Genomic DNA, 26,420 nt, shown 5'->3' with positions numbered 1-26,420 from the left:
CGGGCTTTTAAGGCAGACAACATCTCAATGTTTGTGCTGGAAATCCACAATTAAGCGCCGCCCAGCACCCAATGCACCAAAGTCCGAACTCCAAAACCGGTAGCCCCAGGGCCATTGTAGCCATTTTCTTTGTCACTCCAAACCGTGCCGGCAATATCTAAATGCGCCCAAGCAGTATCCTTCACAAACTGCTTCAAAAATAGCGCCGCTGTAATGGAACCGCCGGGACGCGGACCTGTGTTTTTCATGTCGGCGTGCAATGCTTTCAAGCCCTCAAAATACTTCTCTTCCATCGGCATTCGCCAAAATTTTTCGCCCGCCAATTCTGAGGCGGCGACTATTTCGGCGGCGACGCTATCTTGAGGACTCCACAAACCCGCGATATCTTCGCCTAAAGCAATTACGCAAGCCCCGGTTAGAGTTGCTAAATCGACAATTGCGTCAACTCCCAATTTATCAGCAAATACCAAAGCATCAGCCAGGGTTAAACGGCCTTCTGCGTCAGTATTGTTGACTTCAATTGTTTTGCCGTTGGAAGCTGTAAGGATGTCTCCAGGGCGCATGGCGCGGCCGCTAATCATGTTTTCAGTGACGGCGCTGATAAAGTGAACTTCTACATCGGGTTTGATGTGCCCGATCGCCTTTGCCGCTCCCAAAGTAGCCGCAGCGCCGCCCATATCTACTTTCATCATTTCAATGCCGCTGCCGGCTCCTTTGATGTTCAAACCGCCGGAATCAAAGGTCAATCCTTTGCCCACAATTGCTATTTTGCGGCGCGGTGTGCCTTCGGGTTTGTAAGTGAGGTGGATGAATTTTGGCGGTAAATCAGATGCTAGGGCAACGCCGAGAAAAGCTCCCATGCCTAGTTTTTCGCAGTCTTCCCGCTCCAATATTTCTAATTCTAAACCGCATTCGGCCGCTAGACTTTGAGCGGTTTCGGCCATTGTAATCGGGGTGACAAAATTTGCCGGCGCTGCGACTAATTCCCGTGCTAAAATGACTCCGGCAGTGATTTGGCGGGCGCGGGCGATCGCACTTTCGGTACCGGCAAAACCGAGCAAATGAATTTGTTCGATTTGCGGGCTTTTGTCGTCAGGTTCCGATTTGAAACGGTTGTCTTGATTCAAGGAGAGTTCTACACCTTCGGCGATCGCGCTTGCTGTAGAATCCGGCGCGTTGTTCCATACAGGAAAGCTAATTCCGAGGGTTTTGCATTTTTCCTTTTTGGCTAACTTGGCGCAAATACCCGCAGCTTGCCGCACGGTGTCTAATTTTAACTCCTCTGTTTTGCCCAAACCGACGATCGCTATTTTGCGAATGGGATTATTGCCACCGACGCGGGTGATGGCGCTCGTGCCAGCTTTGCCCTTAAAATCTACTTCCAGTAGCAGCTCTTTCAATGTGCCTGCAAGCTTTTCATCTAATTGTGCCAGCTCGCCGGTGAGTTCCAGGGCGTCCTCAAACAAACCAATTGCCAGGGCGTCTCCCGTCCAAACAGAGCCGGGTTTATCGGTGACTAGAAATTCCATGTTTTGATTTACAGTTTAGATTTTAGATTTTTGATTGTACTTTGTAGTTGGTGCTTTGTCGTTTTTCCTTTGTGCGGGTAAATAGATCGATCGCACAAATTCTCCGCTCCGCATCGAAATAAATTCTGCTACTATATCAGCCAAGTCCGCCTGCGATCGGATCTCGCACCAATCTCAATAATCTGTTTTGGGGTCTGCTGAAAGGGCCCGCCCCACTCTTAACATTTATTTCTCGTTAAACAGGTATCCGGCCTGTGATGGCGTTGAACACCCATCCGGTCTGTGATGCCTTTTGACAAACGATCGGTTCTTTATTCTTATTCTCTTAAATTTTCCCATGCTAAAACGACGCCGGGCCCGATTTTCTGTTTTAATCAGCGTTTCAGTTTGCGTTATTGCGATCGGCTCTTTGGTTGCTGCGATGAAATGGATGGGCTTTGGCTCTGTCCAGAAGGCCCAGCAGCCCCTGAATGCCGCGAATTCCGAATCGCAAGTCAAGATGCTGGTATCGCTGTCACCGAGCGAGCGATCGGCGAAATTAGTTGAACTTGCAACCAGTCAGTCTGCAAGTACGAACCCGCAGCAGGAAATCTCCCCTCAAAGCCGCGCCCGCTACCTGCTTGCCAGCGATTTAATCCAGCAAGGAAATGCCGCCAAAGCATTAAAATTATTGGACAAATTAGAGCAAGAATATCCGGTTTTAGCTGCTCACATTGCCCTAAAAAGGGCAGAAGCTTACCAATTGAGCGGGGACAAAGGTAAAGCCCAAAAAGCTTGGCAGGAACTGCTCAAAAACTATCCGAGCGACCCGGTAGCAGCGGAAGCTTTATATGTTTTAGGCAAGTCAAAACCGGAATATTGGCAACAGGCAATTACTGAATTTCCCGCTCATCCCCGCAGCGTAGAAATTGCCCTCGCTAAGTTAAAAGAAAATCCCAATCAGCCGGAGTTGATGCTGCTCGTAGCAAAATACGGTCATTATGTCAACGATTACGGTACAATTTTGGAACAACTTGTGCAGCGAAACAGCGCCGCTTTGAAACCGGAAGATTGGGAAGAAATTGCCTTTGGCTATTGGGAAAAACAGGATTACGGCAAAGGAGCTATTGCTTACGGTAAAGCTCCCCGCAATCCCAAAAATCTTTACCGAAAAGCTCGCGGTTTGTGGCTCGAAGGAAAAATTCCGGAATCGAGAATTGCCTATCAAGAATTAGTGCGCGAGTTTCCCGATGCCGAAGATACTGGTTTGGGTTTAATTCGGCTGTCGCGGCTGAGCGAACCGAAAGAAGCGATCGTTTGGCTCGATCGAGTTATTAGCAAATTCCCCAATTATGCCCCCGAAGCTTTGTTAGATAAATCCCAACTTCTCGACAAAGCACGCAGCGGTCAATCCGCCTCAGATACCCGGAAGTTGCTCTTGACAAAATACAATAATTCTGATAAAGCAGGCGAATTGCGGTGGACGATCGCCCAGCAGTATGCCAAAGGCGGAGATTTAAAATCAGCTTGGCAGTGGGCGAGAGAATTAACCACCAACAATCCCGACAGCGAACAAGCTCCAGAAGCAGCATTTTGGGTCGGAAAATGGGCACAGCAACTCGGCCGCCAACAAGACGCCAAGACTGCATTTGAGTATACTCTCTTACGCTATCCAGAATCATATTTTGCGTGGCGATCGGCTGTACTTCTCGGCTGGCCCGTAGGCGACTTTACCACAGTCCGAGATTTGTCTCCGAATGTAGTGCGGCCCCCTCAGCGCCCCGAACCAACCGCCGGTTCTCCTGCGTTGAAAGAACTCTATCAATTAGGTCAAGATAGAGATGCCTGGAATCTGTGGCAAGTAGAATTTATCGACCGCGTAGAACCAAGTATTGCGGAACAGTTTACCGACGGTTTAATGCGAATTGGAGTCGGAGACAATTTAGACGGTTTGTGGATGGTTGGGAGTTTGCGGCAGCGCGACAAACCAGATGATAGAACCCAATACCTCGCTCTGAGACAGCAACCGATTTATTGGCAAGCACTTTATCCTTTTCCTTACTTAGAAACCATTGTCAAGTGGTCAAAAGAACGCACAATAAATTCAGTATTAGTAACCGCATTAATCCGGCAAGAATCGCGGTTTATGCCCGCTATCAAATCATCAGTTGGTGCCACGGGGTTAATGCAAGTAATGCCGGAAACAGCAGCTTGGGTTGCTGAGAAAATCAGCCTCAAAAAGTATTCATTGGAGAATGTGGACGACAACGTTAAACTCGGTACGTGGTACTTGGATCACACTCACGACGAGTACAAGAATAACTCGATGTTAGCTGTGGCGAGTTACAATGCCGGGCCGAATGCAGTATCAGATTGGTTGAAGAGGTTTAATTTTAGTGACCCCGATGCTTTTGCGGAAAAGATTCCGTTTCCTGAAACGAAAGGATACGTAAAATCGGTGTTTGAGAATTACTGGAATTATCTGCGGATTTACAATCCAGAAGTTAATCAGTTAATGAGTGAGAATTATGAGGCTTCTCTCAAAAAAGCCAAGCCTCAGTAATTATGGTTTAGGCTGTCAGAAGCAGGAGAACCCGTTCCACAAACAAGTTTATTTGGTGTATTTATTGATTTAGGAGTGGGCTGCGGCGCCGCCCATACCAATATTCCATAAATTTAAATTATGGGATTATAAAATAAATCAGCGGCATCCCAAAGAATCGCGAGTAGAAATCCCAGTTTGGGAATTAATACCGCTTGCCTTTATGCACAATTCTTTAACTTGTGCGCCATCCATAATTGCGTCGGTAAAGTCAGCCCCGGTGATATCAGCTTCCTCAAAAGTAGAACGCAGCAAAATTGTTTCTACTAAAATTGCATCGCTTAAATCTGCCTTAGTAAATTTAACTTGATCTATCATTGCATTAGTTAAATTTGCTCCGTGCAAATTCGCCTCAGTCATCACCGAAGCGCTCATAATTGCTCCCCGCAAATCGGCATTAGAAAAATTAGTCAAGTCCATATTAGCGTTAGAAAATTCAGCAGTCCGCAGCATTTGACCCGAAAAATCGCGTCTTGTCAGTTCGGCGTTGCTAAAGGACAGCGGAGGAGGGTAATATTTAGATTGAGCCTGGGCTGACCGCGGCAGGATGAAGATAGTTAGGGCTAAGAGGAAGGCTGCTAGTTGCCGGAGTTTCATAAGTCTGATATTCTCGCAAGGTGGGTATTTCGTAGTGTATCCCGAACTTTTGTCGATCGACTAAACAGGTACAATCTTAATTAATAGTGATGGAGATGAAAAAAAACATATGCTAAGTTTTTTCTTGACTTGGATAGTCGCAGCGGTTTCGCTGGTCATTACCGCTAACATTGTACCAGGTATTGCGGTGGTTAGCTTTCCGGCGGCGATGCTGGCTGCTGTTGTTATCGGATTGGTCAACGCGATTGTCAGACCGATTCTTACATTGCTGACGCTGCCTTTGACTATTATTACTTTAGGTTTGTTTTTATTCGTTGTGAATGCAATTTCGCTTTCCCTGGCTTCATGGTTGGCGGGTGCGTTCAATATCGGCTTTGCGGTTAACGGTTTTTGGCCGGCTTTGTTGGGTTCAATTGTGTTGTCATTCGTTTCTGGGTTGATTGGTCGATTTGTGAATGCCAATACTTTGTCTCAGTAATACATTACCCCAGATACTCGATCGGGCAAACTGCAACCGCTACTGTTACAGAACCTGTTTTTTTGCCCGAGCGAAATATTTTTTTAGGGACTAAAAGCCTTTCACGGGCGGGCAGGATGCCCACCCCACAAGCAGATTCACTCTTCGCTTCACAGGCATCTTGCCTGTTCTTGAGAATGGTACAAGATATCTGTTCGATCGCACAAAGTGCCGCAGCTTCTGCTACGCTGGGCGTCCCGACTTGTTTTGCTGCAATATTTGAAGGATTGGGGACTTCTACGGAACTTAAAATGTCAGCAGCAAAGGTTTTTAACGGCCAGTTTCGCGCTTGACAAAGTTCCAGCAAGCCGACTTCACCTGCTTTAGTGTCTATTGTCGCAATACCTGCGATCGCACTTTCCGCTAAATGATAACCGCGACATACATTTTGGATCGCAGTTTCGATTAATTCTCGCCCTGTGTAGCGTTCGCAACCTATCCCTAGCCACAACACTCTCGGATGCCACTGAACTTTGGGAAAAGCAGAGTCCGGCGAAAATCTTCTCTGGGTGAAACTAATCCAAATTCGGGCTTTGATAGTGGATAGATTTTCCCCCTCCCAATACAAACAATGTTTTTCGGGCAGACTGTTTTGCCACAACGTAGAACCAACTTCTTGAATTACTTCGACAGTTTCCCCTCTAGCAAAAGCCGCCGCTACTCCAGTCCAGTCCCCTTCGCCGCGCCTCCAACCGCAGGGAATGTCTAGCATATCTAAAGTAAATTCATCGCTCATCATTCAGTTATCTATTCTGTAGTTTCACTGCGACCGCCATCTGTCAAAAAATTAACACTCTGCTTATTGAAACTTATGGTATAATTGTAGCACAAACTACAACAAGTCAAACATTTAAGATGGTAGAACTAAATCAGTTACTGTTAGAGCTTGAAAACAACCTCAAATCGGAAGGAGTGAAAAAAGAATGGAAACAGCGCCGCGAAAGTTGGGTTAGCGATGTGGCCGCATCAGTTAACCTGACATATCTAGCAAAATTGCTAGTGGAATTGGAATCTAATTTGCAGGGAAAATCGGTTGATGTTAAGTGGCAAGAGCGCCGGGACAGTTGGGTAGCAAAATGTCTGGGAGCGTCGATTGTTCAAGAAGTATCAAGTTTATTGCTGGAACTAGAAACCAATATAAACTCGGAAGCTGTGACCGATGAATGGCAGCAGAATCGCGAGAAATGGGTACAGCAAATGCACAAGTTTAAGGAGTAGTTTCGACGAGTCAGAGCCTGTAGATATGCGTTCCCAGGCTCTAAAATTTCCTAATGACTAATGACTAATTATTCATCTTTCTGCAAAACCCAATTCCGAAAAATATCAGCGAGTCCTTCAGCCATTTCCTGCATTTGCTGCCGAGAAGCATTCGGCTCCATAATCGTATTTTGACTGAAGGGCACGACTGCAAACATTCCCAAAAATACCTGAGCGACAATCTTCGGATTCATCTTTGGATAAACTTGTTGTTCCATCGCCGTTTCCAAAAAGGCCTCAGCCACATCGCTCATTATAAAAAACCAACAGTCTAAATCAATAAAAATTGTATAATTTTAGCACAAACTCCCAACAATACCAAATTTAATATGGTAGAGCTAAACCAATTACTGTTAGAGTTTCAAGCCCACCTAAACGGGGACGCAGTGACGGAAGAATGGAATGAACGTCGCAACTGTTGGATGAGCGAGGTGTCAGCAGCAATTGACGAAAAACACCTAGCCAAATTGCTAGTTGAATTAGAATCTAATTTTCAGCGGGAAGCGGTACAAAGTCTCTGGAAAATACTCAGGGAAAGTTGGGTACAAGAATGTCATACAGCATCGACCCTGGAAGAAGTATCAAGTCTATTGCTGGAACTTGAAAGCAATACAACTTGGGAAGTCGTGACGGATGAATGGCAGGAAAATCGGGAGAATTGGGTACAGGAAATGTACGAATTTATAGAGTAATCATTCACTTAATCCAAATCAACTTTCATCGTGAATGATGTCCCTCCTGTGCGGTTGATTATCTCGCTTCCCTCAATTACTTTAAATCCCGATCGCTCGTACAAACTCAGGGCTCGATTCGAGCTTCTTACACTCAGGGATACCGATCGATAAGATGCTTTTGCTGCTGAGAGCAAACGAGCCAGCAACTGGCTTCCTACACCCTGATTTGTATATTCTGGAAGAACGGCGATCGCCAATTCCGGGGTAGTATCGTCAACCCAGCCAAACCCCTTGTCATCCTCTGTAAACAAACGCAGCCAGGCGGCTCCTACTGGCTGGCTGCCGTTCAATTCGATTGCTGCGAAGCCCAAATCGCTTGCACGTCCCCAATTCTTGACATATTTCGCAATTAAAGGATGATTGACAACCGCTTGCACCGTTGATTCGCCTTCTTCTGCCATGTGCGCCGCTTCATACAGCATTTGCCACAAAAAAGGCTCGTCTTCCTGCGTTAGCGGCCGAATAGAATAGTCCCAAACTTTGCCCATAACAACTTTTCCCTGCCCTAATTATTCATCTTTAATTAAAACCCCATTCAGAAAAATATCGGCTAATCCTTCCGCCATTTCCTGCATTTGCAGCGGAGAAGCATTGGGTTCCATAATCGTATTTTGACTGAAACCCGCGACTGCAAACATACCCAAAAATACCTGAGCGACAATCTTCGGATTCATCTTCCGATAAACTCCCTTTTCCATCGCCGTTTCAAAAAAAGCCTCAGCCACATCGCTCATTTTTCCGATGACTTCCAACTGAATTCGATCGCGCAAATCCGGGTGAAATTGCGCCTCCAAAAAACACACCCGCATCATGTCGCTATTCTCGCGGATATTCAGCATCCGCCGCCGCATCACCTGAGCCACTGCTTTGTAACTGCCCATCTCGCTTAATTCAGTCAGCAAATCCGTCAGCAACTCCACCCATCCTTCCGTCGCCACCTCAATTAAAATCGCTTTTTTATTATCAAAATGCCGAAATAGCGTACCCTCCGCCACCCCCGCCGCCGCTGCTAAATCGCGAGTTGTAGTGCCGTCGTATCCGCTGCGGGCAAACAACCGCTGAGCGGCTTGTAAAATCCGCTTTTTGGTTTCTGTTTCAGAAGGAGGAGACTGATTAAAAATTCGCATGGCTTTGCAATCGGTAATTGGCGACTTGGAACAGCAGGTTCAGGACTGAAAAACTAAATTATGTTAAGTTTTAAGTTGTGCGTGATTTTAATCTTAAACTGGAAGTGACGCAACAGACCGCTTATGCCCCCAAAAATCTTCATGCTTAAAAAGCATCTCTTGTTATTCGGCATAAACTTCTTGCCGTTTGACAATCCAAAATCTAAAATCTAAAATCTAAAATCCCATGACCCTTTGTGAGATTTGCTGTATCAGCCTAACATCTGGGGCGCAACAGATCGCTTATGCCTCCAAAAATCTTTATCCTTAAAAAAGAATCTCTGGCCGCCGAGCACAAACATTTTTTGTTTGACAATCCAAAATCCAAAATCTAAAATCTAAAATCGAATGACCCCGCAGTTCCAAAAACCCCGTGAAGCGAAGCTATCCCGTAGGGAATCGCCCGATCGCCAAACTCGATTCATCGCCTCCCTGCTGGCCGCTGTACTGCTGTGGTGGGGCATTTCTCCCGAAATCGCCCTCGCCCGCCCCAACCCCGCTAGCGGCTCCCAAGCAGTCTCTGTTCAACCGTCGCTCGATCGAGTAATCAAGCAAGTCACCGAATTTAAGCTCGACAACGGCATGACATTCATCGTGCTCGAAAGGCCCAGATCGCCCGTAGCATCGTTTCTAATTCACGCTGACGTAGGAGGCGCAAACGAACCCGAGGGCCAAACAGGTGTCGCGCACTATCTCGAACATTTAGCCTTCAAAGGCACGCCAAAAATCGGCACTACCGATTACAAAGCCGAAAAGCCGCTGCTAGAAAAACAAGACGAACTCTTCGAGCAAATGCAAGCAGCAAAAGCCAGCGGCAAAACTGAAGAAGTCGCCAAATTCCAAGCAGAATTTGACAAAGTTGAAGCCGAAGCTTCGCAATTTGTCAAGCGCAACGAACTAGGCAAAATAGTTGAACAAGCAGGCGGAGTCGGACTAAATGCCGCTACTTCCACCGACGCCACAATGTATTTTTACAGCCTCCCAGCTAACAAGTTAGAACTGTGGATGTCGCTGGAATCCGAGCGATTTCTAGAACCGGTATTTCGGGAATTTTACAAAGAAAAACAAGTAATTTTAGAAGAGCGCAGGCTGCGAACCGAGAATTCTCCGATCGGACAAATGGTTGAAGTTTTTGCCAACAAAGCTTTCTCTGTTCATCCCTACCGCCGCCCCGTAATTGGCTACACTGAAGACATTAAAAACCTCAGCCGCAGCGACGTGCAGAAGTTTTTCGAGACTCACTACGTCCCCAGCAAGCTGACTGTGGCGGTGGTAGGAGACGTGAAAGCTGCGGAGGTGAAACGACTCGCTCAAATTTATTTCGGCCGCTACAAGGCGAAACCTGCGCCTCCAGAATTGCAAATTGTGGAGCCTCCCCAAACCCAAACTCAGGAAGTCACGCTGAAATTAAAAACTCAACCTTGGTATTTGGAAGGATACCACAGACCGGCGATGAACCATCCCGACAATGCGATTTATGAAATGATTGGTTCTTTGCTCAGCGATGGCCGCACTTCTCGGCTTTACAAATCTTTGGTAGAACAACAGCAATTAGCGCTGGCGGCTCAAGGTTTCAGCGGTTATCCAGGGGAAAAGTATCCGAATTTGATGTTGTTTTACGCTCAAACTGCTCCGGGCCGCACGGTTGATGAAGTAGCCGCAGCTTTGAGCAAGGAAATCGATCGCCTGAAAACTGAGCCGGTTTCTGATTTGGAATTGGATCGAGTGAAAACTCAGGCGAGAGCCGATTTGTTGCGATCGCTCAATTCTAATATGGGCATGGCATTTTCGCTGCTGGACTATCAAGTAAACACCGGTTCGTGGCGAAATTTGTTCAAGGAATTGGATGCGATCGCGGCTGTTACTCCGGCTGACATTCAGCGTGTCGCTCAGGCAACTTTCCGGCCGGAAAATCGCACGATTGGCAAGCTTTTGCCGCTGTAAGAAGGAAGAGGGAAGAAGGAAGAGGGAAGAAGGAAGAAGGAAGAAGGAAGAAGGAAGAGGGAAGAGGGAAGAAGGAAGAAAGACTCGTTCTCAGGATCTGCCTGGGAACGCAGATCCTGAGGCTCTGCCTTGATTTAGAATCGGCGGTTGAAACCGATCCTACACAAACAAAGTCTGCCTTCGCAGACTAAGAGATAGTCTTGCATCTAGCGCGGGCGCGGGGCACGATATCGACGCTATGTCACAATAGGAAACTTAGGAGAAAGAATGAAAAGGACTAAATTGAGACTGAAAAACGTAAAGTTATTTCTGCTATCGCTTTGCATTTTTACTGTTTCACTGGGCACGTTTAATTTGTTACCTTCGTTAGCGGCTGCACCGAAACACTACGACGAATTAACATTCCCGGCGGTGCCCGAAATTAAACTGCCTAAATATACTCGCTTCGAGCTGACAAATGGCATCCGGGTGTATCTGATGGAAGACCGGGAACTCCCGCTAATTGGGGGAACGGCGCTATTTCGCACGGGCGAGCGTTTTGAACCTGCCGAGAAAATTGGATTGGGAGGTTTGACGGGAGAAGTGATGCGAACTGGCGGCACTAGCAGGCATACGGCTGATGAACTAAATCAGTTGCTAGAACAGCGAGCAGCTTCGGTAGAAACAGGGATTGATGTTACTTCAGGCACTGCTAATTTTAGTGCTTTAGCTGAAGATGTGGAACCCGTGTTTGACTTATTTGCGGAAGTGATTCGGGAGCCAATCTTTGCTAAGGAAAAGTTGGATTTAGCCAAGAATCAAACTCAAGGTTCCATAGCCCGCCGCAATGACGATCCTAACGATATTACCGGCCGCGAGTTTGAAAAGTTAATTTACGGCGATCGCAGTCCTTACGCGCGCACGGTAGAATACAAAACCATCGCCAATATTTCCCGCGACGATGTGGTGAGTTTCTACCAGAAATATTTCCACCCCAAAAACATGATTTTGGGTATTTCTGGCGATTTTGATACTGCTAAAATGCGATCGCTCGTCGAGCAAAAATTTGGCAACTGGCAACCGAATCCAAGTGCAGAAGTGCCTGCGCTACCAACCGTATCGCCAGCAAAGGGCGGCGGCGTATTTTTTGTAAATCAGCCGCAATTAAGTCAAAGTTACGTGCAAATGGGACATTTGGGCGGAATGCTCAGCAGTCCAGATTACGGTGCTTTGGACGTAATGAATGGGGTTCTCAACGGTTTCGGCGGCCGTTTGTTTAATAATGTGCGATCGCGCCAAGGTTTAGCTTATTCAGTATACGCAGCTTGGAGTCCGAGATATGACTATCCGGGGGTGTTTGTCGCTGGAGGCCAAACGCGATCGGACGCAACAGTACCGTTTATCCAGGCAATTCGGGCAGAGATCGATCGTATCCGCACCGAACCAATTACCCCGGCAGAATTAGCTTTCGCTAAAGATTCCACCCTGAATTCTTTCATCTTCAAATTTGAAAATCCCAGTCAAACTTTGTCGCGATTAATGCGCTACGAATACTACGGTTATCCCGAAGATTTCATTTTTAGCTACCGCCGCAGCATCGAAGCAGCAACAATTGCCGACGTGCAGCGCGTAGCCAAGACTTACTTGAAACCGGAGAATTTGGTAACATTAGTAGTGGGAAATACGGAGGCAATTCAACCGCCGTTATCGAGTTTGGGAACTTCGGTAAAAGTGCAATCTGTTGATATCACAATTCCCTCGGCGACTTAATTTATTTGTGATTGTGAATCGCCGATCCGGGTAAGGACACGGCAATGCCGTGTCCCTACGTTTTCCCGCACAATCCTCAACTAAAAATCAATACTCAAAGGTGCTCTCGGAAACGGAATCACATCCCGAATATTGCCCATTCCCGTCATAAACTGCACCAGCCGTTCAAATCCCAAACCAAACCCAGCGTGAGGCACAGTACCGTAGCGGCGCAAATCCAAATACCACCACAATTCCTCCTTATTCATACCCTGCGCTTCCATGCGCCGCTCCAGCACATCCAGCCTTTCTTCCCGCTGCGAACCGCCGATTATTTCCCCAATATTAGGAGCCAAAACATCCATTGCTCGCACCGTTTTCTCGTCCTCATTTAAACGCATATAAAATGCTTTAATCCCGACGGGATAATCGCTGACTATTGTCGGCTTTTTAAACAAGTCCTCAGCCAAATAACGCTCGTGTTCCGACTGCAAATCCAAGCCCCAACTTACCGGAAAATCAAACTTTTTGTCGGCTTTTTCCAAAAGTGCGATCGCCTCCGTATAAGTAATCCGCTCGAACTGATTGTTAATGATATTTTCAGCAGTAGCCAAAACCGTTTTGTCAATGCGCTCGTTGAAAAACTCCATATCTTCCGGGCAATGCTCCAAAACGTATTTAAAAATGTACTTTAAAAACGCCTCAGCCAAATCCATATCTCCCTGCAAATCGCAGAAAGCCATCTCCGGTTCAATCATCCAAAATTCCGCCAAATGCCGCGAAGTATTAGAATTTTCCGCTCGAAAAGTCGGCCCAAAAGTGTAAACATTGCCGAAAGCCATCGCCATAACTTCCGCTTCCAACTGACCGCTAACTGTTAAATAGGCACGCTTTCCAAAAAAGTCTTTAGCATAATCAACTTCTTGCGAATCAGTGCGCGGCACGTTCTTTAAATCAAAGTTGGTAACGCCGAACATTTCCCCCGCACCTTCGCAGTCGCTAGCCGCAATAATTGGAGTATGAACCCACAAAAAACCGCGTTCTTGAAAAAATTGGTGTACCGCCGCCGAACAAGCATTGCGGACTCTAAAGACCGCACCGTGGGTGTTTGTGCGCGGCCGCAAATGGGCGATTGTCCGCAAAAATTCAAAGGAATGGCGCTTTTTTTGCAGCGGATAAGTGTGCGGGTCTGCATCCCCGTAAACTTGCACTTGTGAGGCTTTCAACTCAATTCGCTGTCCTTTTGCGGGAGACGCTACCAGCACTCCCGAAACTTCTAGAGATGCACCTGTATTCAGTTGTTTGAGTACGTTTTCAAAGTCTGGCAAATCGGAATTTATGACTACTTGCAAGTTAGCCATCGCCGAACCGTCGTTGACTTCGACAAAGGCAAATTCTTTCAATTCGCGCTTAGTGCGAACCCAGCCTTGAACAGTTACTGTTTCGTCGGGTTCACCTGCGCGCAAAATTGCTGCAATTCGTTGATTTGTCATAATATCCACTCCTGTTTATTTAATATTTTGCACCATATTTCTCTCTTTTCTCTTCCTCTGCGCCCTCTGTGGAACAGGCGTCCCGCCTGTGAATTTCTGCGGTTCTTTAAAAAAATCATAAATCTCAACATAGTTCAACCTGCATAGGATTTCAAAATCCAACCGAGCAAAATGCCGAGTCCCCCAAAGCGAACTGCTTGCCAAAAAGGTTGTTTTATGCTTCCCCAAGAAAACAGGCTGCTTTCTAAATTCAACTCGATAGTTTCCAATTCTTGCTCAATTTCCCGCAATTCTTTTTTGAGTTGCGGCAATGGATTTTGGCGTCTAGACTGGCGGATTTCTTCGCGCCGATGGCCGAGTTCGACTTGGCGCTGTCGATCGACCTGAATTTGAGTGTACCGTTCTTTGACTGCCGCGAGCGATCGCTCCACTGCTGCGATCGCTTGAACAAACTCACTTTCATCATCTCCCGGTGTCTCTCGATTTAAATCTGACGGCTGTTGAGGCATTTTGATCTGCAAACCTGACAATAATTTAAAAAAACCAATTGGCTATTTAGTTGTTATTATGTCCAGTATATTATTTGTTAAATTTAGAAACGGCAGCCAAATCGCTATAATTGCCACCTATGCTTGAAACTGCACAAACAACCCAAACTGTCAACCTCAACGAGCTTAGCACCGTAGAACTAGCCCAGGCTCTAGCCGCGCGCCTCGCCATCCACGAAAAAGATTGGCACCGCCTCAAAGCCAACCGTTCCGCGCGAGCCTGCGAGCAAGCCGCGGCCGCTCTGGTCTTTTTGCTCAAAAAACAGCCAGAAGAAGCTCTCCCGCGCTTAAACCAAGCAGCAGGATGGCTGGATCGATCGATATCTGCTCCTCCCTGTCCCACCCACGGCAAATAATTTTGAGTCTTGAGTTTGGACTTGATTAGTAGCTCAAAATTTAGACAATCGCGCCACTCGATCGAGCAGCGCGATTGTGAGTTCAAAAGATTTATACTTTTTTAACTCAAAACTCACATTTTGCATTAAAATCAGCTATCTATACCCAGATTCTCCTAATTTTCATTCCAAGGTTAAGCCCGGGAACGAATAAATTTCCAGGTCTAGCTGAGGTGAAAACTTCTGCAAAATAGGGGTGCTAGCGCCAGCCCGGCAGACTGTAGCCACCCGTAAGTCCTTTGCACAGCCGTAACTCTGTACCTTGAGAATTCCACTCTACGCGATCGAATATTTGGTAAAGAATAAACAACCCCCTACCACATTCCTGTTCCACATGGGGCAGTGCAGATTCATCTACAACATCCTGTGCTAGGAGACTCTCGCAATCATCGGTATAAAGGTTGCAACTGCAAGGAGCTTTAAAGCCAGAACCTTCATCCGATATTACCCACCAATATTGGTTTTGGACGACCGAAAAACGGACTCCAACTGTTTTACCGGGGTCTAACTTGTTTCCATGCTTAGCAGCATTTACCAAAGCTTCTTGAAGCCCCAACCGCAATTCCGCTTGCCAGTAATCTGGCACCTCTGCTAGGAGCAGATCCAAAATAGGACAAAGGTATAGAGTAGAAGCGAAGCTAATCGTAATCCAATTGCGTCCGACCGGACGGGGTGAAATAGCAATCACTCAGAAAACTCCCTAACTTTCAGGTGGATAAAGTTCACACCCTGCATAGTTGGCTCCCTAGTATTCAAAATGCTAATTAATTGAGCGCCGCAGCTCTACTTCTATCTTAGAGTATCCAAGCAATTAAGAACAGCAAAGAACGTCACAAAATATTCAGCGATTCTGAGAAACTTCTGCAGAGAACCATCAGTAACTTTACTTATAACTTCTCCCAGCAGCCAGATTCTCGATCTCGGCTTTTGCCACCTAGCAACGCTTAGGCTCGCTGCATCCCCCAAGCCGTCAACAGCTCATACCAAACGATCCCCACCTTGAAAAGCTCGGAAATAACTATAAAAAAGTCGATCCCTTCACCATCGCGAATCGGGATCGACCCTCGCAGCCGCTGGGCAAGGGCCGATCGCCAACAACTTGCTAGGCTACCACACAGCAAAATCATCATACCTAGGTGTGTTGCAGCCCGAACCGGATATATTTCCCAAAGGCGATCGGGCAAAATATCTCCGATTGTTGCGACCCTCACAAAATCAATATTCGTTACAAAACTTATTCATTCTGAGAGCGGGCGATCGCGATATCCCAAATCGCCCAAATTGAATAATTCTCTTCTGGTATAAGCCAGGCGCGTTTGGAAAACTTTATAAATCTGAGGGTCGCGATACAATATTTAAAGTAAATAATTATTTCTTTACATTATGAAAGCAACCCCAGCCATGAATTCCGCCCCCATAGCCGGCACTTACTGGCAGTGGCGCGGGCATTCAGTGTACTACGTTCGATCCTCTTCGAGGGCTCCGCTAACGAGCGAACGGCATCCAGAACGCCCTCCCCTGCTGTTAATTCACGGTTTTGGAGCCTCCACAGACCACTGGCGCAAAAATATCAGCGGGCTGAGCAAAGACTTTGAAGTGTGGGCGATCGACCTTTTGGGATTCGGGCGATCGGCAAAACCCGAATTGCAGTACAGCGGCGACCTCTGGCGCGACCAACTCCACGACTTTATCACCAACATCATCGGCCGGCCTGCCGTACTAGCCGGCAACTCCCTCGGAGGCTACGCCGCCTTGTGTGTAGCCGCCCAGCGCCCCGAATCAGCCGCCGGACTCATATTAATCAACAGCGCCGGCCCCTTCAGCGAACCGCAGCCCGCACCCGAAGCCCCGCCCTTGCAAAAAGCGATATCTACGGTAGCTAAAACTTTATTTCAGCAAGATTGGGCAAGTTTTCTGCTGTTCCAGTACGTGCGCCAGCGATCGACAATTCGGAAAACCCTAGAAAAAGTTTATCTCGACCAAAGCGCCGTCACAGACCAATTAGTAGAAGAAATTTACCTTCCCTCCTGCGATCCCGGTGCCCCCAAAGTATTCGCTTCTGTATTCAGAACACCCCAAGGCGAAAAAATCGACGTATTGCTGAGTCAATTAAACTGCCGATTGCTAATGCTGTGGGGAGAAGGCGATCCGTGGATGAATTCTACAGAAAGAAGCGCCAAATTTCGCAACCACTATCCAGAGTTGACAGAACACTTTATCAAAGCCGGTCACTGTCCCCACGACGAAGTACCAGAACAGATCAACGAACTGATTCGGAGATGGATAATTGACGAATAATCGATCGGCACATAAATAATTTTCCCCCGGCTATCTCCTCCGTCGGATAGGGGGAAAATTATCCAATTTGCGGTAAAAATCTATGTATTGTGCTCTCACAAACGCGGTTAATTTCTACTCACATATTCTGAGGAGACCGAAACCATGACCCGCAAAAAGACTCGCCGCAATTTTATATTGAGCAGTATAGCTGTTGCCAGCGGCATTGCAGGCGCTAAGGCGATCGAACAGCAGGATCGGGAAATCGCAGCCGCACCCAATAACCAGGGGGCCGCCACAGTAAAAATGCCAGAACGACTGTTAGGCAACACCGGCGTGAAAGTGCCGATTTTCGGTTTGGGGGGGGCCGGACAAACACCGCTGTCGCAGCCGGGAAGAGAAGCAGAAGCGGTGGCGCAAATTGAACGCGCGATCGAACTAGGCATTCGCTATTTTGACACGGCGGCCGAGTACGGGCCCAGCGAAGAAAACTTAGGCAAAGTTTTGCCACCATATCGATCGCGCCTATTTTTAGCCACAAAAACTTCCGCCAGAGACAGAGATGGCGCGTGGAGAGACTTAGAGCGATCGCTCAAAAGATTGAAAACCGATCGGCTAGACTTGTGGCAACTCCATCACGTCTCATTCCAAACAGAATTAGACCAAATTTTCAGTGCCAAAGGAGCAATAAAGGCGATCGAAGAAGCCAAACAGCAAAAAATAATTCGTTTTTCCGGCATCACCGGACACCACGAACCAGCCATCATTGCCACAGGCTTGCAGCGCTATCCTTTTGACACAACATTAATCTCCCTCAACGCCGCCGAAAAACATCACCCGCGCTCCTTTGTTACCAGCGCTTTACCAGTCGCCAAAGCCAAAAACATCGGTGTCATAGCCATGAAAATACCAGCTTACGGCAAATTATTTCAGAACGGTGTTTTAGATGGAATGCACCAAGCAATGGGCTACACGCTTTCACTTCCCGGCGTGCACTGCTGCATCATCGCTGCCGACTCAGTAAAGCAATTAGAAGAAAACTTCAAAGTCGCCCAAGCATTCAAACCCCTGAACCAAACAGAAATGGCAGCACTTGAAAAGCGCACCGCCGCCGCTTGGGAAGAAAATACCTTTTTCCGACAGTGGACTTAAGAAATCGACTCCAAAATTCCCTTTTTCATCTGTATTTATTGTAGTGTGTTGATTGTGGCGCGGGCTCAAAGCCCGTGAATCACAGTTTTGTATTATGACTCAAGTCCTCACTACAAACCTATAATGGTTGTGTTACCAAACTTGATATCATATGCCGTGAAAATACATCTAATCAAAAAACAAGGCGACCAACCATGTCGCCTTGTTTTTTATCATAAAATATGCACTTTGTCAACAGCAAAGAGCTACTCTTTTTTCCGTTTAGCCTTATCTAACCGCCTGCGATCGCGCCACTCAGCCGCTGTCAAATAAGCGACCCCGCCAGTCACCGTCAGCAGCAGTACAAAGGCTACTAAAACGAGAATATTAGCAATCGAAAATTCCACAACCCCTCTTCCTCTGATTTTACATTTTCTACTTTCGATTTTAGATGAAAAATGTTAACAATGAACAGTTGAATGTTGAGGGCTAACTGTTAACTGTTAACACTCCATTCAAACTGCTGGCAACTCTTCCAAAATTGTAAACCTCACATGATTAATTGCCAGACTCCCCACGGAAACATCCTCCTTGTTTAAAGGAAGACCGCCGCTCGTGAGACTTTGAAACCGAATTCCCTTGCCAATCTCTACGTGATACCAAGCCAAACCCATAAAAAATCGCAAAGGATAAGGGCCTCTGTCTTGAATGTCATCAGGATTAGATTCCATCGGCACCCAGCCAAAACCCGGAATGTAAAACTCCAGCCAAACGTGATTGAAATCCGGCTCCAGCGACACCCCTTTTCTGTCAGCAAAAGCCGGGCACTTGTAGCGGCCTATGGTGCGACAAGCAATCCGGTTCAACCTTGCCAAAGCCAACAATACCCCCACGTACTCGCCGCAAGAACCGATGCCGCGGCGCAGTACAAGATCGGGAGTGTCAATGTGAGGCCTAATCCCGTAAGAAAGTTGGTCGTAAACAAAATTGCGAATGCTCAGTAACTGCCTCAAAATATTAGTTTCTGAGCCAATGGCAGCCACAGCAGCCGATCGCACAATCTCCGTATCCATCGCCAAATTGTCATTGTCCACCAAATACTTAGCTGCAAACTCCGGCGACAACTTCGGAATCTTTTCGACATCCCGAGGCGACAACTGATACTTAATCGATCGAACTTCTAACAAAGCCTTCCAGCCAAAAATTCGGCGTTCCCCAGGGTGCAGCCGATCGAACTTAAATACCGCCACCCGTTCCCCTTCCTGAATTTCCTCAGTAAAAGGCATTCCGATCGGCGTAATTTTCCTGACCTTTTGCCGGTGAGTTTCCGAAGGCAAAGCAATCCGCCACTCCAAATTTTCGATTTCTACCTCATCGAGAGGAGACAGTTCCTCCACATAAGACATTTCCATCAAAAAACCGTTTGACAGAGCGTAGCGGTCGGCTTCATTGTAGTGAAAATACAAAGGGTGAATAAAAGTGCGATCGCGCTTCGTCAACTGAAAAGGATCTTCCGAATTCGGGTCATCCCGGATGTAAAGTTCATCCCCGGCATAAGCCACGTACAGAACCTCCTCTCCGGTTTCGGAATCCTTGTAAAAAGCCAAACCAGAAGGCGACTCAAAAGGAGTTAAAACGCTAAATTTAATCTCCCCAGTTCCCCGTTCCAAACAGTAAACAGTTTGCTCAGTCTTGTCGCAAACCCAAAGTTCCTCATCCCGGACAGTGATATTTTCTACCCCAATACCGGGAGCGTAAAACCGAGTAATTTCCCGACCGCTTTTCAGGTCAAAAACCAGAATATATCCCAATCTATGGCACGTAACATAAAGCGTAGATTTCCAAACAGCAATCCCGTCAGCAGGATAAGAAAGCGAAACAAAATGTTCCGGTTTGAGTTCAGTTATCGCCCCGTCCAGAATTGCGCCCCGACAGCAACAAATATCCTCATCCCGCGCAAACCAGAGAGTATCTTCCGAAATAGCCAGCCCCGTTGCGCCGGCAAACTTAGCCGTTTGATAAGGATTCAAAACAGTAGTGTTGTCACTTTCTCGATCGATCTCCAATAGCAGCCCTTCGGCGCGATCGATAGCGAACAACCTATTTCCTAAAAAAGCAATGCCGTGCAGTGCCAAGACTCCTATGGGTCTTACCATCCGCAGCCCCGAAGGCTGTTTGTCCGAGAGAACAGGTGAATCGAGATTCATGCTAAATTTCTTGCCGGTATTGTACAGAAAACCTGATTTGTAACTTGTAGCCGAGCGCTTGAGGTTCACCAGCAAAATTGCCGAGTTTCCTGATATCCAGGACTGACGCATCAACCGGGTGTTTTTACGAAAAGAGGCGTTGTAGCCTCTTGTCAGAGTTAAAAGAGCCCGAATATTAGTCTTTGTCAAAGTTGGGTTGAACAAGCTCAACCCAACCTGCTGCCGTGAATAAAAGTAAGTATAACTACTAAGCTACCACTGACAAACGCGACCCAGAATTCTATGTTGATCGGAGCGACCCAAATAATCGTATCTGCCTGAAGATATAAATTAAGTACAACAGATTACTATATCCGTCAAAACCTTGGATAGAATAAAACCGTGCGATAAAGTTCCTAGATTCATCAGAAGGCAGGTTCGTCATGGCTTGGAAGTCTGCTCTAAATATCGGTGCCTTTTCATTAATTCTGTCTTTAGAGGCAGTTGCCGCCGGTAGTTTTTTAATACCAGCAGAGGCTCTCAACAGCCCCGCAAACAGCGTGGACCGCCACTCACAACCGCAGCTACCCCTCAACTGGCACACAGTTCAACCCCCTGAACCCAGGGGAAGCAGACCGAACATTCAGCCAACGGGAGCCGCGTGGAATAGCTTTCAACCGCCGGAGGGCGGAGTACCCGGAAGGCGGGAAGGGGGAGGAACCCGCGGCTTAGAATGCCCGACCGCCACAGCAGCCTTAACTGCCTTGATTCCCCAATCAACTATGGGGCAAACCATATCAGCAAAGCCAACATTTTTCTACTACCTTCCCGTAGCCCTAGACAAAACAGTTGAGTTTGAGTTAGCAGACGAAAGGGACAAAACACTATACAAAAAAAGTTTTCGCATGGTAACTAGCCGTGCAGGTATCGTTAGCGTCAGCCTCGGCTCCGACGACAACTCGCCAGCCCTGGAAGTTGGCAAAAACTATCAATGGTACTTTACTATCAAATGCAACCCAAAAAATACAACAGATGATGTTCTCGTTTCCGGGTGGATCAACCGCACCGCACTCGCCCCAAACGTGAAAACACAGTTGGATCGATCGCTCGATCGCGCCAAGCTCAGCATCTTCGCCCAACAAAGTCTCTGGTACGAGTACCTGGCAACTCTAGCTCAATTGCGCATCGCGTTTCCCAGCGATGCCAGTTTAGCGATCAAGTGGTCAGCAGTGTTGAACTCTGTCCAACTCGGCAAAATCGCCCAAGAACCCTTAGTCGCAAGTGAGTTAACACCTATCACAAGACAATAATTCGATACCTGTTTCCAAAAAAATGTAACGGTAGGCAAGCCCCAAACCGTGATAGCTGCCATAAGTCATTGCCAAATCTAAAATCTAAAACCTAAAATAGTATGACTTGTGCAGCAAGTACGAAAAACTCGGTTTCGAGCGCGGTATTTGGCAGCGCCACAGATGATTTTTGCCTGTTCCGGGTTTTTTGGTCTATCGTCCTAAATAAATTAAAATTTTTGTACCGATCAGCAGTTCGGACTTCTGGCATCTTGAAAGCCGGACTGTGGAGATTTTGATGGTCAAATTTCGCCTAATACTAAATGATAAACTGGCATAGTCAAGCAGCCGACAAACTTATTTTAGAGAAATTATTAATTATGCGCCCGAATGCAAATATTGCACTATTTCGGTTGGGAATTTCACTTCTAACTGCGCTCCCGATGGCTTGCTTTTATGCCAATAAAGCTATATCCCAAACAAAGGATATTTCTCAGTTGCCCGTCGCCGCTGACAACTCAGCAGATACGGGCAATCAAGTATTAGCACTGCAAAAACTGGAAATCAAGCAGGATGAAACAGCAACAAACTTAAATCAGCTTCCCGATTCGATCGAGAGCAATCCTGAACCAGAAACAAAATCGAACCCCGCCGAGAACAGGCAAGATGCTTGTTCCACAATCGATGAAACTGCTTGTGGTGCGGGCATCTTGCCCGAACCAAAAAATCTGGTTGACAGCGATCCCCAATGTCAGAACCAGCTAGATTGCAATCCAGTTTTAGCCCAGAACCCGCAGACGCCACCGGGAAACCTCCCGCCCGATTTAAACCGCGATCGAGTACCCAATCCGCTGTTACCGTCGCCGCCGACTCAGCCCGATCCAAATCGCGATCGCTTTCTGCAACCGGCCCCGCAGCCTTCGCCAGAACCTCCCCAAGTACCGCCAACAGTAGCGCCTAGCCCCCCGTCGCCAGTACCCCCAACCCTGCCGAATACAGCAATTGAGGTGCAGAAAATTCAAGTAGTTGGCAGCACAATTTTAAGCCAAGACGAAATTAATGCCTTAGTCAACCCGTTAGAAGGCCGTTCTACCACCTTAGAACAGCTCAAACAAATCGCCGACAAAATTACCGAAATTTACCTCAATCGTGGCTACATCACTTCGAGAGCAGTCTTGCCGCCCCAAACTATCACCGCAGGGGTAGTCCAAATTCAAGTTATCGAAGGCAAGCTAGCCCGAATTGAGGTAGAAGGAACTAAAAGATTGCATCCAAGTTACATCCGCAGCCGGATTCGACTCGGGGCGGGAATGCCTTTAAGCACAGCTTCATTAGAAGACCAACTCCGGCTGCTGCGAGTCGATCCTTTATTTGACAATGTAGAAGCCAGTCTGCGGGCTGGGGAGAATGAAGGCGAGAGCATTCTGATCGTCCGAGTCTTGGAAGCTAATCCGTTTCAACCTAGTTTCAGCATTGACAATTACTCGCCTCCGAGTGTTGGCTCCGAAAGATTGGGAGTTAGTTTGCGGCACCGCAATATAACGGGAAATGGTGACGAACTGGCAGGGGCTTATTACCGATCGCTCGGCGATTCTGACGTGTTTGATTTCAGCTATCGCGTGCCGCTAAATGCGATGAACGGCACTTTGCAATTGAGGGCGGCGCCGAACCGCAACAGTATCGTACAAGCACCTTATAACAGTTTGGACATTTCGGGAAAATCGCATTTATTTGAAGTTAGTTACCGCCAGCCGCTGCGGAGAACGCCCATCGAAGAATTTGCCTTGTCTGCCGGTTTTACTTATCAGACAGGCAGAACTTTTGTCGCCGGCGAACCGGTTTCTATTGGCATCCGCGAGGAGTCCAAGGGTGTCACCACTACGAGCGCAATTAAGCTGGGACAGGACTACATTCGGCGCGACCCGCAGGGTGCTTGGGCCGTGCGATCGCAATTTACGATCGGCACTAGCTTGTTTGATGCTACTCAATACGAAGGTTCCGATCCCGACGGACAATTTTTTAGTTGGCTGGGTCAAGTGCAGCGAGTACAGCGATTGAACGACAAACATCTATTAATTTTGCAGGCCGACTTGCAGTTGTCAGCTAATAGTTTGTTGCCTTCCCAGCAATTTGTAATTGGCGGCGGGCAATCTTTACGCGGCTACCGCCAAAATGTCCGTTCTGGCGATAACGGCTTCAGAGTTTCCATCGAGGATCGGATTACTTTGCAGCGCGATGCTTCGGGAAATCCCAAACTTCAATTAGCTCCTTTTTTGGATGCGGGTATGGTATTGAACGTTGCGAACAATCCTAATAAATTAACCAATGAGACATTTTTAGCAGGTGTGGGTTTGGGGGTAATCTGGGAACCGATAGAGCGGGTGAACCTGCGCGTAGATTACGCTTTTCCTTTGGTGAGGATTAGCGATCGGGGCGACAATCTGCAAGATAAGGGCATTTACTTCAACATAATTTATACGCCGTAAAATTAGCGATCGCCAGCTCTGCTACGCATATAATAAATTTTCTCTTATGGCAGAGGGGACATGGGAAAAGTGGGCGAGTGGGAGAGGGAGAGAGTGTGGGCAGTGAGAGATGAAGAAAATATGGCGTTGCTCAATGGCGCTATGAATCATTGAGGAATGGAGACATCCCAGAATTTGAAAGTTTGACCTCAATTCATCGCACCATTATGCAACGCCTTTTTTTAAACTCTATTACTGCCGACTTATCTTTTTTGATACTACTACGATCGCTATAGAATGTAAAAATGTAAATCTTTCTCGAATAAATATCCTTTACTGCCTCAAAGGAAATGAACCGCTGTTGCTGGACGATCGACAAAATATCTGGATTATCAAGAGTGGTAATATAGCATTGTTTGCTACTAAAGTCAAGGATATTTTGGTTAGTGGCGATCGCCAATATTTGTTCGATGTGGGTGCGGGCGAAGCTTTATTTGGTGCAGCGCTGGGAGAAGAATGGGGACTGTTGGCGGTGGCGATCGAACCCACAGAACTATACCAAATTAACACAGCAGATTTGGTTGCGCAGGTAACAGTTGGCGAAGAAAATGCAATTGGGTTAGTGAATGGTTGGGTAAACCGTTTAAAGAAGACATTCAGCCAGGAATACACAGTGGCGTTCGCTTCGCAGGAATTATCCTTCATAAATTCCGGGAGTGCTGCTTCACTGCCAAACATTTTAGCCGATTTACATACCGATTTATTCAATTATTTGAACGGGCAGGAGTTTCAGAAAACAGAGGCGGCTTTTCGCCAAATTCAAGAAATAGAAGAACTGAATCTAATGAGAGTCAATTCTGCCCTTTCTAAGTTAGCGGGTGTGGTAAAACCGCAGCAATAAACGGTATCCTTCCAGCAAGGAATTCCTTTGTTAATTGCGGCGGGTGCAGTGGTAAAAGCGATGGGAATAACGATTAGTCCTCCGACGCAGTTGGAAGAACTCAAATCTCTAAAAGATTCGGTGGAGGCTATAGCGTGTTCCTCACAATTTCGGATTCGGATGGTGGTGTTGGAGGATGGCTGGTGGCGAAGAGAATACGGCCCGGCTTTAGCTTACACCATTGCAGGGCATCCGGTGGCTTTGTTAGTTGTTGGTAACGGTTACGTTTTGTTCGATGGAGTAACTCAAACTCGGACGAGGGTGAATGAGACGGTGGCGGCGACTTTGGCACAGGAAGCTTACCAGTTTTACCGACCGTTACCTAGTGTTATTAATAATGTGTTGCCCTTGTTACAGTTTGGCTTCAAGGGGTATGAAAAAGACATCGCCAGCATTATGGTGGTGGGAATTATTGGTACCCTGCTGGGGATGGTGGTGCCGCAGGCGATGGGAATTTTGGTGGATAGTGTGATTCCAGATGGCGCGATCGCGATTTATTATGGCAATTAGCGCTGGCATTGTTGGCGCTGGGTTTGGGAAGGTCAGCGTTTGAAATGTCTCAAGGGATTATAGGGCTGCGAGTCGAGAACAGCGTTGATAGTTCGTTGCAAATGGCGGTATGGGATAAACTTCTGGGATTGAGTCCGGCTTTTTTTCGGGAATATGCTTCCGGCGACTTGCTCAACCGCACCTTGTCGGTGAACCGAATTCGTAAGATACTGTCGGGGGGAACGCTACGCACTTTGATGATTCGTTTCACTGCGTTTCACTGGCAATGCCATACACCTGACGGGTGACAACAAGAGTCAAAACATTCATAGAATCAAGGACATAGCCCAATACGGTTGAGTTAAGGGCTATGCAGTGCTTAAAACAATAAATACAGGAGTATTCATTATGATGCCAGTACCTCTGTGTTTAACTTGTTTAGACCGAAATTTTGCTCCCGGTTTTTTCACGACTCTGGGGTTGTTTCTCTGGACTCTTTCCGGTATATTTTGAGCGAGAATCTCCCCAGTCAACCAACTCAAAAAAAGGGAAGTTCTTGTGGTTGTAACCCCTGAATTTTTGGGAGCGCGCGACGAACAACTCGTAATGTTCCAGTAAAAGAAAGAGGCAAGGGTGAAATGCTTGCGTTGCTTGCTGCTTGAAAAATTAATGACCTTACAGCTCTTCGGTCCTAGTAGTAAACCATAAATTTCTTGCACAACTTATGAATGCCCTTTGAGAACGAATATGATTTTTTCGTCCTCATAAATGTACTTTGAGTTCATCAATCGTATTCTCGACTGCCCAACGTTGGTGATATTCACAGGTAAGTAATACCAATTTCCTAAATTTCTGCTACAGATAGCCCCTCTAATATGAATGGATATCCTGTCAAAGAAGCAATCACTTCGTTAGTTAGCTTTTTCAACTCTTTTTGCACCGCTTCTCTCAATTCTTCTATGCCATCAAATCTTAACCATTTCAATTGTTCCTTGATCTACCCCCATAGCCTTTCTATTGGATTCACTTCCGGACTCTAAGCCGGCTGAAACAGTAAAATCACGTTTTCTGGTATACTTAGGTTCAATGAACTATGAAATCCTCCATTGTCTAGTTGAATTATATGCAAATCATCTGGATAAGCGGTGGCAAAT

27 protein-coding genes and 2 pseudogenes are annotated in these 26,420 nt (G+C 46.9%); 15 read left to right on the top strand and 14 right to left on the bottom strand.

The genetic code is table 11. The annotated features are described in order from the left end of the window. Positions 1–50: 50 nt before the first annotated feature. Positions 51–1,529, bottom strand: a complete 1,479-nt coding sequence (locus tag QUA20_RS17285; protein WP_333190203.1) for a leucyl aminopeptidase — start codon at positions 1,527–1,529, stop codon at positions 51–53. 337 nt (positions 1,530–1,866) lie between these two features. Here QUA20_RS17285 and QUA20_RS17280 point away from each other — a divergent pair, with 337 nt between their 5' ends. Continuing rightward, entirely contained in the window at positions 1,867–4,071 is a 2,205-nt protein-coding gene (locus QUA20_RS17280; RefSeq protein WP_333190201.1) for a transglycosylase SLT domain-containing protein, read from the top strand. A 138-nt stretch (positions 4,072–4,209) separates the two neighbouring features. Here QUA20_RS17280 and QUA20_RS17275 read toward each other — a convergent pair whose 3' ends face one another. Further along, positions 4,210–4,707: a pentapeptide repeat-containing protein gene (locus QUA20_RS17275; protein ID WP_172189179.1), complete on the bottom strand. Its 498-nt coding sequence runs from the start codon at positions 4,705–4,707 to the stop codon at positions 4,210–4,212. Between the two features lie 109 nt (positions 4,708–4,816). Between QUA20_RS17275 and QUA20_RS17270 the strand changes: the two genes are divergently transcribed. Beyond that, positions 4,817–5,185 carry a phage holin family protein gene (locus tag QUA20_RS17270; RefSeq protein WP_333190198.1) on the top strand — a complete coding sequence of 123 codons (369 nt, stop codon included), beginning with the start codon at positions 4,817–4,819 and terminating at the stop codon, positions 5,183–5,185. Positions 5,186–5,189: 4 nt separating this feature from the next. Here QUA20_RS17270 and QUA20_RS17265 read toward each other — a convergent pair whose 3' ends face one another. After that, on the bottom strand, positions 5,190–5,963 hold the full coding sequence (locus QUA20_RS17265) for a cobalamin biosynthesis protein (protein WP_333190196.1): 774 nt from the start codon (positions 5,961–5,963) through the stop codon (positions 5,190–5,192). A 116-nt stretch (positions 5,964–6,079) separates the two neighbouring features. On the opposite strand from QUA20_RS17265, the gene QUA20_RS17260 reads away from it, so the two are divergent. Next, on the top strand, positions 6,080–6,442 hold the full coding sequence (locus QUA20_RS17260; protein WP_333190195.1) for a hypothetical protein: 363 nt from the start codon (positions 6,080–6,082) through the stop codon (positions 6,440–6,442). A 68-nt stretch (positions 6,443–6,510) separates the two neighbouring features. Here the strand turns inward: QUA20_RS17260 and QUA20_RS17255 are convergent. Then, positions 6,511–6,735 (bottom strand): annotated as a pseudogene (locus QUA20_RS17255) (TetR/AcrR family transcriptional regulator); the annotation flags it as partial. 75 nt (positions 6,736–6,810) lie between these two features. On the opposite strand from QUA20_RS17255, the gene QUA20_RS17250 reads away from it, so the two are divergent. Next, a complete protein-coding gene (locus QUA20_RS17250; RefSeq protein ID WP_333190193.1) occupies positions 6,811–7,173 on the top strand; it encodes a hypothetical protein in 363 nt (120 codons plus the stop codon). Between the two features lie 8 nt (positions 7,174–7,181). On the opposite strand, the gene QUA20_RS17245 is transcribed toward QUA20_RS17250, so the two are convergent. Beyond that, positions 7,182–7,703, bottom strand: coding sequence for a GNAT family N-acetyltransferase (locus QUA20_RS17245; protein WP_333190191.1), 522 nt, complete (start codon positions 7,701–7,703; stop codon positions 7,182–7,184). A 21-nt stretch (positions 7,704–7,724) separates the two neighbouring features. Next, a complete protein-coding gene (locus tag QUA20_RS17240; RefSeq protein WP_333190190.1) occupies positions 7,725–8,342 on the bottom strand; it encodes a helix-turn-helix domain-containing protein in 618 nt (205 codons plus the stop codon). A 387-nt stretch (positions 8,343–8,729) separates the two neighbouring features. On the opposite strand from QUA20_RS17240, the gene QUA20_RS17235 reads away from it, so the two are divergent. The 3 genes from QUA20_RS17235 to QUA20_RS17225 all read left to right on the top strand — a co-directional run bounded on the left by QUA20_RS17235 (position 8,730) and on the right by QUA20_RS17225 (position 12,074). Further along, positions 8,730–10,325, top strand: a complete 1,596-nt coding sequence (locus tag QUA20_RS17235; protein ID WP_333190187.1) for a pitrilysin family protein — start codon at positions 8,730–8,732, stop codon at positions 10,323–10,325. Further along, entirely contained in the window at positions 10,303–10,458 is a 156-nt protein-coding gene (locus QUA20_RS17230) for a hypothetical protein (protein WP_333190185.1), read from the top strand. The genes QUA20_RS17235 and QUA20_RS17230 overlap by 23 nt, the downstream gene beginning before the upstream one ends. A 134-nt stretch (positions 10,459–10,592) precedes the next feature. After that, positions 10,593–12,074: a pitrilysin family protein gene (locus QUA20_RS17225; protein ID WP_333190184.1), complete on the top strand. Its 1,482-nt coding sequence runs from the start codon at positions 10,593–10,595 to the stop codon at positions 12,072–12,074. Between the two features lie 80 nt (positions 12,075–12,154). On the opposite strand, the gene asnS is transcribed toward QUA20_RS17225, so the two are convergent. Both asnS and QUA20_RS17215 read right to left on the bottom strand, forming a co-directional pair. Continuing rightward, positions 12,155–13,546 (bottom strand): asparagine--tRNA ligase, encoded by a 1,392-nt coding sequence (gene asnS / locus QUA20_RS17220; protein ID WP_333190182.1) that lies wholly within the window; start codon positions 13,544–13,546, stop codon positions 12,155–12,157. A 134-nt stretch (positions 13,547–13,680) separates the two neighbouring features. Next, positions 13,681–14,055: a DUF2203 domain-containing protein gene (locus tag QUA20_RS17215; RefSeq protein ID WP_172189197.1), complete on the bottom strand. Its 375-nt coding sequence runs from the start codon at positions 14,053–14,055 to the stop codon at positions 13,681–13,683. Positions 14,056–14,174: 119 nt separating this feature from the next. On the opposite strand from QUA20_RS17215, the gene QUA20_RS17210 reads away from it, so the two are divergent. After that, positions 14,175–14,450: a DUF6439 family protein gene (locus QUA20_RS17210; protein ID WP_172189200.1), complete on the top strand. Its 276-nt coding sequence runs from the start codon at positions 14,175–14,177 to the stop codon at positions 14,448–14,450. 238 nt (positions 14,451–14,688) lie between these two features. Here QUA20_RS17210 and QUA20_RS17205 read toward each other — a convergent pair whose 3' ends face one another. Beyond that, complete coding sequence (locus tag QUA20_RS17205) at positions 14,689–15,177, bottom strand: anti-sigma regulatory factor (RefSeq protein WP_333190180.1); 489 nt, start codon at positions 15,175–15,177, stop codon at positions 14,689–14,691. A 256-nt stretch (positions 15,178–15,433) separates the two neighbouring features. After that, on the bottom strand, positions 15,434–15,700 hold the full coding sequence (locus tag QUA20_RS17200) for a hypothetical protein (RefSeq protein WP_333190177.1): 267 nt from the start codon (positions 15,698–15,700) through the stop codon (positions 15,434–15,436). Positions 15,701–15,872: 172 nt separating this feature from the next. Here QUA20_RS17200 and QUA20_RS17195 point away from each other — a divergent pair, with 172 nt between their 5' ends. Together QUA20_RS17195 and QUA20_RS17190 are read left to right on the top strand one after the other, a co-directional pair. After that, entirely contained in the window at positions 15,873–16,787 is a 915-nt protein-coding gene (locus QUA20_RS17195; RefSeq protein ID WP_333190176.1) for an alpha/beta fold hydrolase, read from the top strand. Between the two features lie 144 nt (positions 16,788–16,931). Further along, positions 16,932–17,918 (top strand): aldo/keto reductase, encoded by a 987-nt coding sequence (locus QUA20_RS17190; RefSeq protein ID WP_333190174.1) that lies wholly within the window; start codon positions 16,932–16,934, stop codon positions 17,916–17,918. A gap of 245 nt (positions 17,919–18,163) precedes the next feature. Here QUA20_RS17190 and QUA20_RS17185 read toward each other — a convergent pair whose 3' ends face one another. Continuing rightward, positions 18,164–18,304 carry a hypothetical protein gene (locus tag QUA20_RS17185; protein ID WP_172189208.1) on the bottom strand — a complete coding sequence of 47 codons (141 nt, stop codon included), beginning with the start codon at positions 18,302–18,304 and terminating at the stop codon, positions 18,164–18,166. A gap of 108 nt (positions 18,305–18,412) precedes the next feature. After that, the gene (locus tag QUA20_RS17180; RefSeq protein WP_333190272.1) at positions 18,413–20,104 is read right to left on the bottom strand and encodes a transglutaminase family protein; all 1,692 of its coding nucleotides are present in this window, start codon (positions 20,102–20,104) and stop codon (positions 18,413–18,415) included. Between the two features lie 422 nt (positions 20,105–20,526). On the opposite strand from QUA20_RS17180, the gene QUA20_RS17175 reads away from it, so the two are divergent. From QUA20_RS17175 to QUA20_RS17155, 5 genes are all read left to right on the top strand, one after another. Continuing rightward, positions 20,527–21,393 carry a DUF928 domain-containing protein gene (locus QUA20_RS17175; RefSeq protein WP_333190171.1) on the top strand — a complete coding sequence of 289 codons (867 nt, stop codon included), beginning with the start codon at positions 20,527–20,529 and terminating at the stop codon, positions 21,391–21,393. A 302-nt stretch (positions 21,394–21,695) separates the two neighbouring features. Next, a complete protein-coding gene (locus tag QUA20_RS17170) occupies positions 21,696–23,858 on the top strand; it encodes a ShlB/FhaC/HecB family hemolysin secretion/activation protein (RefSeq protein ID WP_333190170.1) in 2,163 nt (720 codons plus the stop codon). Between the two features lie 340 nt (positions 23,859–24,198). Continuing rightward, positions 24,199–24,738 (top strand): hypothetical protein, encoded by a 540-nt coding sequence (locus QUA20_RS17165; RefSeq protein WP_333190168.1) that lies wholly within the window; start codon positions 24,199–24,201, stop codon positions 24,736–24,738. A gap of 60 nt (positions 24,739–24,798) precedes the next feature. Then, positions 24,799–25,287: a hypothetical protein gene (locus tag QUA20_RS17160; RefSeq protein WP_333190166.1), complete on the top strand. Its 489-nt coding sequence runs from the start codon at positions 24,799–24,801 to the stop codon at positions 25,285–25,287. 44 nt (positions 25,288–25,331) lie between these two features. Beyond that, a complete protein-coding gene (locus tag QUA20_RS17155) occupies positions 25,332–25,574 on the top strand; it encodes a hypothetical protein (protein ID WP_333190164.1) in 243 nt (80 codons plus the stop codon). A gap of 230 nt (positions 25,575–25,804) precedes the next feature. Here QUA20_RS17155 and QUA20_RS17150 read toward each other — a convergent pair. Both QUA20_RS17150 and QUA20_RS32025 read right to left on the bottom strand, forming a co-directional pair. Then, positions 25,805–26,100, bottom strand: a pseudogene (locus QUA20_RS17150) (IS4 family transposase); the annotation flags it as partial. 10 nt (positions 26,101–26,110) lie between these two features. Then, on the bottom strand, positions 26,111–26,251 hold the full coding sequence (locus QUA20_RS32025; protein ID WP_445304683.1) for a hypothetical protein: 141 nt from the start codon (positions 26,249–26,251) through the stop codon (positions 26,111–26,113). Between the last annotated feature and the right edge of the window lie 169 nt (positions 26,252–26,420).

Source organism: Microcoleus sp. Pol7_A1, from assembly GCF_036701085.1.
GTDB classification, from domain to species: domain Bacteria; phylum Cyanobacteriota; class Cyanobacteriia; order Cyanobacteriales; family Microcoleaceae; genus Microcoleus; species Microcoleus asticus.
The sequence above is the reverse complement of the archived record's forward strand: the minus strand, read 5'-3'. Positions and strand labels throughout refer to the sequence as shown.

What these genes read in the sequence shown, in the direction of transcription:
- QUA20_RS17265 (WP_333190196.1), bottom strand. Translation starts at nt 5,963, where the DNA reads ATGATGAGCGATGAATTTACTTTAGATATGCTAGACATTCCCTGCGGT.
- QUA20_RS17190 (WP_333190174.1), top strand. Translation starts at nt 16,932, where the DNA reads ATGACCCGCAAAAAGACTCGCCGCAATTTTATATTGAGCAGTATAGCT.
- QUA20_RS17210 (WP_172189200.1), top strand. Translation starts at nt 14,175, where the DNA reads ATGCTTGAAACTGCACAAACAACCCAAACTGTCAACCTCAACGAGCTT.
- QUA20_RS17235 (WP_333190187.1), top strand. Translation starts at nt 8,730, where the DNA reads ATGACCCCGCAGTTCCAAAAACCCCGTGAAGCGAAGCTATCCCGTAGG.
- QUA20_RS17275 (WP_172189179.1), bottom strand. Translation starts at nt 4,707, where the DNA reads ATGAAACTCCGGCAACTAGCAGCCTTCCTCTTAGCCCTAACTATCTTC.
- QUA20_RS17240 (WP_333190190.1), bottom strand. Translation starts at nt 8,342, where the DNA reads ATGCGAATTTTTAATCAGTCTCCTCCTTCTGAAACAGAAACCAAAAAG.
- QUA20_RS17245 (WP_333190191.1), bottom strand. Translation starts at nt 7,703, where the DNA reads ATGGGCAAAGTTTGGGACTATTCTATTCGGCCGCTAACGCAGGAAGAC.
- QUA20_RS17285 (WP_333190203.1), bottom strand. Translation starts at nt 1,529, where the DNA reads ATGGAATTTCTAGTCACCGATAAACCCGGCTCTGTTTGGACGGGAGAC.
- asnS (WP_333190182.1), bottom strand. Translation starts at nt 13,546, where the DNA reads ATGACAAATCAACGAATTGCAGCAATTTTGCGCGCAGGTGAACCCGAC.
- QUA20_RS17195 (WP_333190176.1), top strand. Translation starts at nt 15,873, where the DNA reads ATGAAAGCAACCCCAGCCATGAATTCCGCCCCCATAGCCGGCACTTAC.
- QUA20_RS17160 (WP_333190166.1), top strand. Translation starts at nt 24,799, where the DNA reads ATGGGAATAACGATTAGTCCTCCGACGCAGTTGGAAGAACTCAAATCT.
- QUA20_RS17215 (WP_172189197.1), bottom strand. Translation starts at nt 14,055, where the DNA reads ATGCCTCAACAGCCGTCAGATTTAAATCGAGAGACACCGGGAGATGAT.
- QUA20_RS17175 (WP_333190171.1), top strand. Translation starts at nt 20,527, where the DNA reads ATGGCTTGGAAGTCTGCTCTAAATATCGGTGCCTTTTCATTAATTCTG.
- QUA20_RS17250 (WP_333190193.1), top strand. Translation starts at nt 6,811, where the DNA reads ATGGTAGAGCTAAACCAATTACTGTTAGAGTTTCAAGCCCACCTAAAC.
- QUA20_RS17225 (WP_333190184.1), top strand. Translation starts at nt 10,593, where the DNA reads ATGAAAAGGACTAAATTGAGACTGAAAAACGTAAAGTTATTTCTGCTA.
- QUA20_RS17170 (WP_333190170.1), top strand. Translation starts at nt 21,696, where the DNA reads ATGATAAACTGGCATAGTCAAGCAGCCGACAAACTTATTTTAGAGAAA.
- QUA20_RS17280 (WP_333190201.1), top strand. Translation starts at nt 1,867, where the DNA reads ATGCTAAAACGACGCCGGGCCCGATTTTCTGTTTTAATCAGCGTTTCA.
- QUA20_RS17270 (WP_333190198.1), top strand. Translation starts at nt 4,817, where the DNA reads ATGCTAAGTTTTTTCTTGACTTGGATAGTCGCAGCGGTTTCGCTGGTC.
- QUA20_RS17155 (WP_333190164.1), top strand. Translation starts at nt 25,332, where the DNA reads ATGTCTCAAGGGATTATAGGGCTGCGAGTCGAGAACAGCGTTGATAGT.
- QUA20_RS17180 (WP_333190272.1), bottom strand. Translation starts at nt 20,104, where the DNA reads ATGAATCTCGATTCACCTGTTCTCTCGGACAAACAGCCTTCGGGGCTG.
- QUA20_RS17260 (WP_333190195.1), top strand. Translation starts at nt 6,080, where the DNA reads ATGGTAGAACTAAATCAGTTACTGTTAGAGCTTGAAAACAACCTCAAA.